The sequence below is a fragment of the Nostoc sp. CHAB 5715 genome, from assembly GCF_020829685.1.
Classification (GTDB): domain Bacteria; phylum Cyanobacteriota; class Cyanobacteriia; order Cyanobacteriales; family Nostocaceae; genus Nostoc.
In genome coordinates this window covers 1-6746 of the sequence record NZ_JAIVFR010000361.1, presented here as the reverse complement: position 1 = coordinate 6746, position 6746 = coordinate 1, and the positions used below count along the sequence as shown (strand labels likewise).

The following is a 6746-nucleotide window of genomic DNA, read 5'->3' as shown; positions in this document are numbered from 1 at the left end:
AAGCAGTTGGAAGACCGCGGCTGGGTCGAGGTCATCGGCCATCGCGAGGCTGCCGGGCGGCCTGCGCTGTTTGCGACCACGCGCCAGTTCCTGGACGACCTGGGCCTGGAGTCGCTCGACCAGTTGCAACTGAACTGTATTGTCCTAAAAACGATTCTCACACAACAAAAATGAGTGGATAATCGTGATATAAACCACAACTATCCACTCAAAGTTTAGTAAATCGGGGTTACTAGAAAAAGCCAAGTAGATTATTGAAACTTGGCAAACTTCAAATCAATTAACGTGACTCAGTTCCTTGATTGGGGCTACCTGCGATACCATCCTCTCCAGGTGCTTCTGGTGTAGCAGTGGGTTTAGCATCGCTCTTTTCACTATCGCCAGTTTTGCGCTTACTTTCGTCAAGAGTGGTTTCGTAATTACCAGAAGAACTGGGTGTAGTTTCTTGGCTACCAGATTGTTGTTCAGACATTATTACATTCCTAATAATTTTATTGTTGCCATTATCTTAAGAAGATTAGGAGTGTGAGTGCATCTATCCAGATATAGTCATAGCTGATTTCTACCTCTATCGAAAGTATTGTTTATTACTACTCATGTATACTGAGAAAAATCTAGAAATGTAGAGTTTTTTAACCTTACAAGGCTTTCTATGGTTAAGGGAGGTTTATTTCCGCCGACCTGTACTAGGTAAATAATATGATGTGATGATTGTGATACAAACTAATCATTGTGTAATTAATGAACCAGAGCAGTCTATCGTTACCATCTGGGTGTATGCTTCGCAAGGCAACCTCTGGGGATCAGTGGTCGATTCGATTGCTGGTGTTTTCAGCGAAACTCGACCCAACCCAATTAAATTGGCAGCAATTTTGGGTAATTGAATGCGATGCCTACGGCAGGCATTGCCTACGCAATCTGGTAGCTTGTGGACAGCTACGTCATTTCTCAGGGGCACAAGAACTTGGTAGTTTAGTGGTTGTATCAGCTTGGAGAGGTCGCGGTTTGGGTACTTTGCTAACGCAGCATTTGATTAATACAGCAACGCAACCACTTTATCTTGAATGTTTAGGTGAACGATTGGCGCAGTTTTACAGTCGCTTTGGTTTTGTGCCAATATCTTTTGAAGAGTTGCCACAATTTCCCAGTACAAAAGGCAAGTCTTCGCTCAAGGGGAAATTTAGATTCTCGCAATTAGCTAAAAGGCTGTTCAGAGTTCCTGTGGTGTTTATGGAACATCGAAGTAATTCGTAATGGGCTACGCCCATCAGTAAGAGGTTAAGGTTATAGAGTTTTTGTCAATAAGTAATAGTACTTAAAATTATGTTGAAACGCAGTGATTATAGTGAAAGTCGAAGATGAAACGTTCAAATCGCCTTGCTTGGATGTCCGTGATCGCACTAGCTGCGATCGTTTTACTTAGTTTGTTTGCGGCTCCCAATAATACTAAAATTAACGCTGGCTCTACTTATAATCGCGCCTCTGATGGTTATGGTGCTTGGTATGCTTTTATCCAACAGCAGGGAATTTCTATCAAACGCTGGCAAAAGCCTTTTAGTGACATTCAGCCAGATAACAACCCTTTTACCTTCCTACAGGTAAGCAGCGATCTAAAGGAGACGACGCTGGATAGTCAAAAGCGTGAATGGGTAGAAAAAGGGAATACTTTGGTAATTTTGGGTGCGTGGGCGCGGGTTACAGAAGCAGAATTTAGCACTATGCAGAGATCTCCCCAAGGTGATATTAAAATTGATACACGTAGACGGTATCGGAAAGCTAAACAGAAACAAGTTGATTTAGGCGATCGCTTTGGTGCTGTTGTCTGGGAAGAAAATTACAAACAAGGAAAGGTGATTTTTTCTACCACTCCTTATTTAGCCGCCAACGCCTACCAAGATTATTTAAGTAATTTCAAGTATTTAGCCAGTTTAGTAACTGAAAAAGGTAACATAGTATTTGTCGATGAATACATCCACGGCTATAAAGATGCCGATGTCAGAAAGAAAGAAAGCGAAGGAGATTTATTTAGTTTTTTTGCTAAAACTGCTGTATTTCCAATCGTGGTGCAGGTAGGTATCCTGCTATTAGTGTTAATTTGGGCGCAGAATCGCCGCTTTGGCAAGCCAGTAGCTTTAGATACACCAGTTGTAGATAACAGCTCGGCATACATCCAAGCTTTAGCGGGAGTGTTGCAGAAAGCTGATACCACCGATTTTGTTGTAGAGATGGTGGGTAAACAAGAACAACTACAACTCCAAAAAGCCTTGGGATTAGGGCAAATACCTTTAGAACATCAAGCCTTGATCAATTTCTGGATAGAAAAAACAGGTGCAAGTGCAGCAGAACTAGATGCAGTTTTAAAGCTACAATCTCGCAAACAACCCATCAGTGAACGAGAACTGTTAAGCTGGTTGGGGAAATGGCGAACCATTAGACTAATTCGTAATTCGTAATTAATTTTGTTGGGTTTCCAAATAAAAAATATCCCAAAACTGATGTAAAAATCCTCTCTCTGTTTTCTCTCCACGGCAGTTGCTTGGCTGTCGGGCATTGCCCGCCCAACGCACTGCCTCGTCTCTGTGGTTCGTTTATTTCTTAGAAATCCCTTTGTAATTATGCATAATATTTCTGCATTAGTAATTTATCAATAAAAAAATATGAGCGAAACTCATCCTATCTTAATTCGCCTTGGTCAAGGTCTTAATCAAGTAATTGTCGGACAATCGAGCCTAATACAAAAACTTTTAGTAGCACTGCTAGCGGGTGGACACGTAATTTTGGAAGGAGTACCGGGAACTGGTAAAACTCTCCTAGTAAAAGTGTTGGCGCAGTTAATCCAAGGGGATTTTCGCCGGATTCAACTAACACCAGATGTCTTACCTTCAGATATTATTGGTACAAATATTTTTGACTTAAATAGCCGCAATTTCACTTTAAAAAAAGGGCCAATATTTACCGAAGTGCTGCTAGCAGACGAAATCAACCGTACTCCTCCCAAGACACAAGCGGCGCTACTAGAAGCGATGGAAGAGATGCAGGTAACATTGGATGGTGAAAGTTTGCCCTTACCAGATTTATTTTGGGTGATTGCAACCCAAAACCCCCTGGAATTTGAGGGGACTTATCCCTTACCAGAGGCGCAGTTAGACAGATTTTTATTTAAGCTAGTGGTAGATTACCCAGATCAAGCTGCTGAAAAGCAAATGTTACTGAATCGTCAGGCGGGTTTTGCAGCACGGCGTTTGGATATTAGCCGTTTGAAACCAATCGCAACAGTAGCCGACATTTTGCAAGCACGACTTGCAGTCAAAGAGGTTAAAGTATCAGAAGCGATCGTTGATTATTTGTTGGCGTTGGTGAGAACATCGCGTCAATATCCCGATTTAACTTTGGGTGCATCACCTCGCGCTGCTGGTGCTTGGTTGCAGACATCTCAAGCATTAGCGTGGTTGGCTGGAAGAGATTTTGTAACGCCAGATGATGTTAAAGCAGTTGCATCGCCCCTGCTACGTCATCGCCTCATTTTGAAACCAGAAGCAATGCTGGATGGTTTACAAATGGATGCGGTAATTGCGTCGGTAATTAATCAAGTAGCAGTTCCAAGGTGAAAAAGGGGCTTAAGTTCACTGGCAACCCGCCATACCTTGCATGAAATAATGCGATCGCTTGCTTGATATCATGTCCGGCAAATTACTTGTGATATGATTCCTAATCCCTTATGCAGCCCCACACTTTGGGCATTTAGAAAGTAGGCCAAAAGGAAGCTCAAACCAACTGCGTCTACAAGTTATAAAGTATGTGTAGATAAGACAGCAAGCATGTTGAGGAAAAAATCTCTATGACAAGCTACCAAGAAACCATACCTAGTAACAAATCCATTAATGAGCTAATCGCCGAAACGGCAAGCATTAACCATCTGGAGGTAATTGAGAATGTCATCGATTCTTTGGAACAAGATGACAGTGCGATGGTTAGCCAGACTCCAGAGGGTGGTTATCTCTGGAAGTTTAAGTATGGAAGTGTGGAAGTATTTGTCCAACTCAACGGGACAACTGATGAAGACACCATCACGGTTTGGTCTGCGGTGCTAAATTTACCTGCCAAAAATGAACCTAAGTTAATGCGGTATCTTTTAGAGTTAAACTGCTCTAGCACTTTTGAAGCGCGTTTTGGTATTATTGAAAACCGAGTGGTTGTGATATCAACACGCACCTTAGCGGAATTATCTCCAGGCGAAGTGTCTCGACTGATTACTATTGTGGCAACGATCGCTGATAACAACGATGAAGCTTTACAATCTGAATTTGGTGCAACTTAAGGAATTTTGGATTTTGGATTTTAGATTGGGCTATTGCTGCATCGGATGCATAGTAATCAGATTTGGCGACTAATTCCTTTGCTAGAGGCGGCTGGCAATGTGCAGATGGCGATTGACCTATGGTTGCTAGAACAGCACCAATCTGGAAAGCAGCCGCCAACTCTGCGTTTTTATACCTGGTCGCCACCTGCCATTTCTCTCGGCTATCATCAACGTCAATACCCTGAATATTGGCAACATTTAACTTGGCAAGGGCAAAAACTGGATTTAGTGCGGCGTCCTACCGGTGGGCGGGCAGTGCTACACCAAGGTGATTTAACTTACGCTGTAGTCACATCTGGACTTACGGGTAATCGCCTCCAGGTGTACGAAAAAATTTGTGAGTTTTTGATTCAAGGGTGGCGATCGCTTGGCGTAGAATTACATTACGGTACGGCTGGGCGAAGTTACATCCACAACCCTAATTGTTTTGGTACTGCTACCAGTGCAGATTTAGTTTTGCCAGATGGTGGCAAACTCATTGGTAGCGCTCAATTGCGACGTAGTGGGGCAATTTTGCAACATGGTTCCATCCGTTTGCAACCGGATGCTGAACTGTTCAATCAAGTATTTGGTGCAGAATCTTTTACGACTGTACAACTGTCTCAAAGTCTGAGTGTAGAAAAGATTATTGCAGCTTTAGTTGCCGCAGCTAGTAATTGTTTTGATATGCAAATAGAGTTGAAACCACTCTCGCAATCTGAGTGGGAAGTAATTTTGGCGAAACCGATTTCGGAGGCTGGTTCTCAGGTTATTTAATGGTAGGACTTACGCAAAAACCCTCTCAAACTCTCATTCCTCCGTGACCTCTGCGCCGCGCCAGTTGCTTCAAGTCGGGGAACCCGCCCAACGCACTGTGGCATGGAATATATCAACACCCTCTGGGGCATATTCTGCTAATACACTTGCCATCACCGCTAAATGCCAAGAATGTTCTGCACTATTTTCCCGGCGTGACCCATCAGTGAGTAGGGTTTGGCGCATCACTTGTTTCAATTGGTCAATCTCGATGATGAACTGAATTTGTTGAGTCAGCCGATTGATTTGCACCTAGATTTCTGATTGTGAGCGGGGTTGACTGGATTTTGGACTTTAGGTGATTATCTCAATAATTCTGGCGAATCTGCAAGAACTTTTTCTGCATACCAATTAAAAAGCGCCTGGGAGTGTTGCCGTGTTTCCACCCCAAACGCTTTTTATTTTTAACTTGCTCCTCACACAATTAGATAGTATCACTGCTTCTATCAAAAGGCGAGTATATTGAGTGACACTTTCAAAACTGCACCTACAATCCAATTTTTATATTTCTATATATAAATTAAAAAATGCCTGGGAGTGTTGCCGTGTTTCCACCCCAGGCATTTTTTATTCTCAACTTGCTCCTCACACACAAATAAACATTATCACTACTTCTATCAAATGGCAAGTATTTTGAGTGACATTTTCAAAACTGCACAAGCAATCTAATTTCTGACAAATTAAAAAGCGCTTGGGAGTGTTGCCGTGTTTCCACCCCAAACGCTTTTTATTTTTAACTTGCTCCTCACACACGAGTAAACCATATCACTAATTCAATCAAAAAGCAAGCAAATTGTGTGACACTTTGTAAACTGCACACCTAACAAGCAATAATTTAGTGTAAAAAGTGACGTACACCAGTTAAGACCATCACCAAACCCAGTTGGTTAGCAGCTTTGATTGAATCTTTATCGCGCACACTTCCCCCTGGTTGGACAATGGCTGTAATTCCTGCTGCTGCGGCTGTTTTCACAGAATCATCGAAGGGGAAGAATCCATCGCTGGCGAGAGTTGCACCTTTGGCTTTTTCTTGAGCTTGTTCTAGGGCAATTTTAACTGAGCCGACGCGGTTCATTTGACCAGCACCTACTCCTAGTGTAGTGCGATCGCTTGTCACAACAATGGCATTAGATTTAACGTGTTTGCAAACTTTCCAAGCAAACAGCAATTCGGCTAACTCGTCGGGTGTGGGTTGACGTTCAGTGACAACTTGCCATTGACTGGTATCAGCAATCACGTCATCGCTAGCTTGGACAAGAAAACCACCTGCGATCGCTTTTACTGTATCCTTAGGGCCACTGCTCAAATCAGGTAGAGTCAAAACCCGCACGTTAGATTTCTTTGCAAGAATTTCTTGAGCTTCTGCATCACAACTTGGTGCAACCACACATTCTAAAAATGTTTTAGTTAACTCGCTAGCTGTAGCTGCATCAATCGGACGGTTGAGTGCGACAATCCCACCAAAAGCAGAAATTAACTTTGATACAACTTGCGCTCTCTTCTTCTGAATTTCATCAGTCATAATCCACACCTGGTTAAGTACCTAACCACCATATAGCATCCTATACCTTAGCTTGGTGATTCAAGTCAC

General features: G+C 42.7%; 8 protein-coding genes and 1 pseudogene. 6 read left to right on the top strand and 3 right to left on the bottom strand.

Going from position 1 to position 6746, the window contains the following annotated elements; translation table 11 throughout:
* The first annotated feature begins 6 nt into the window (after window positions 1-6).
* Window positions 7-174 carry an SMC-Scp complex subunit ScpB gene (locus tag LC574_RS20025; RefSeq protein ID WP_229455146.1) on the top strand — a complete coding sequence of 56 codons (168 nt, stop codon included), beginning with the start codon at window positions 7-9 and terminating at the stop codon, window positions 172-174.
* Window positions 175-280: 106 nt separating this feature from the next.
* Here the strand turns inward: LC574_RS20025 and LC574_RS20020 are convergent, their stop codons facing one another.
* On the bottom strand, window positions 281-472 hold the full coding sequence (locus tag LC574_RS20020) for a hypothetical protein (protein WP_229455144.1): 192 nt from the start codon (window positions 470-472) through the stop codon (window positions 281-283).
* 269 nt (window positions 473-741) lie between these two features.
* On the opposite strand from LC574_RS20020, the gene LC574_RS20015 reads away from it, so the two are divergent.
* From LC574_RS20015 to LC574_RS19995, 5 genes are all read left to right on the top strand, one after another.
* Complete coding sequence (locus LC574_RS20015) at window positions 742-1254, top strand: GNAT family N-acetyltransferase (RefSeq protein WP_229455143.1); 513 nt, start codon at window positions 742-744, stop codon at window positions 1252-1254.
* A gap of 104 nt (window positions 1255-1358) precedes the next feature.
* Window positions 1359-2453: a DUF4350 domain-containing protein gene (locus LC574_RS20010; RefSeq protein ID WP_229455141.1), complete on the top strand. Its 1095-nt coding sequence runs from the start codon at window positions 1359-1361 to the stop codon at window positions 2451-2453.
* A gap of 204 nt (window positions 2454-2657) precedes the next feature.
* Complete coding sequence (locus LC574_RS20005; RefSeq protein ID WP_229455140.1) at window positions 2658-3608, top strand: MoxR family ATPase; 951 nt, start codon at window positions 2658-2660, stop codon at window positions 3606-3608.
* Window positions 3609-3838: 230 nt separating this feature from the next.
* Window positions 3839-4318: a YbjN domain-containing protein gene (locus tag LC574_RS20000; RefSeq protein ID WP_229455138.1), complete on the top strand. Its 480-nt coding sequence runs from the start codon at window positions 3839-3841 to the stop codon at window positions 4316-4318.
* A gap of 45 nt (window positions 4319-4363) precedes the next feature.
* Window positions 4364-5116, top strand: coding sequence for a biotin/lipoate A/B protein ligase family protein (locus LC574_RS19995; RefSeq protein WP_229455137.1), 753 nt, complete (start codon window positions 4364-4366; stop codon window positions 5114-5116).
* A 69-nt stretch (window positions 5117-5185) separates the two neighbouring features.
* On the opposite strand, the gene LC574_RS19990 is transcribed toward LC574_RS19995, so the two are convergent.
* A complete protein-coding gene (locus LC574_RS19990; RefSeq protein WP_229455136.1) occupies window positions 5186-5407 on the bottom strand; it encodes an HD domain-containing protein in 222 nt (73 codons plus the stop codon).
* A gap of 583 nt (window positions 5408-5990) precedes the next feature.
* Window positions 5991-6626 (bottom strand): annotated as a pseudogene (gene purH / locus LC574_RS19985) (bifunctional phosphoribosylaminoimidazolecarboxamide formyltransferase/IMP cyclohydrolase); the annotation flags it as partial.
* Window positions 6627-6746 lie beyond the last annotated feature (120 nt).

Excerpts from the sequence above, each read along its gene's own strand:
- LC574_RS20000 (WP_229455138.1), top strand. The coding sequence starts at position 3,839 with ATGACAAGCTACCAAGAAACCATACCTAGTAACAAATCCATTAATGAG.
- LC574_RS20005 (WP_229455140.1), top strand. The coding sequence starts at position 2,658 with ATGAGCGAAACTCATCCTATCTTAATTCGCCTTGGTCAAGGTCTTAAT.
- LC574_RS20015 (WP_229455143.1), top strand. The coding sequence starts at position 742 with ATGAACCAGAGCAGTCTATCGTTACCATCTGGGTGTATGCTTCGCAAG.
- LC574_RS20020 (WP_229455144.1), bottom strand. The coding sequence starts at position 472 with ATGTCTGAACAACAATCTGGTAGCCAAGAAACTACACCCAGTTCTTCT.
- LC574_RS19995 (WP_229455137.1), top strand. The coding sequence starts at position 4,364 with ATGCATAGTAATCAGATTTGGCGACTAATTCCTTTGCTAGAGGCGGCT.
- LC574_RS20010 (WP_229455141.1), top strand. The coding sequence starts at position 1,359 with ATGAAACGTTCAAATCGCCTTGCTTGGATGTCCGTGATCGCACTAGCT.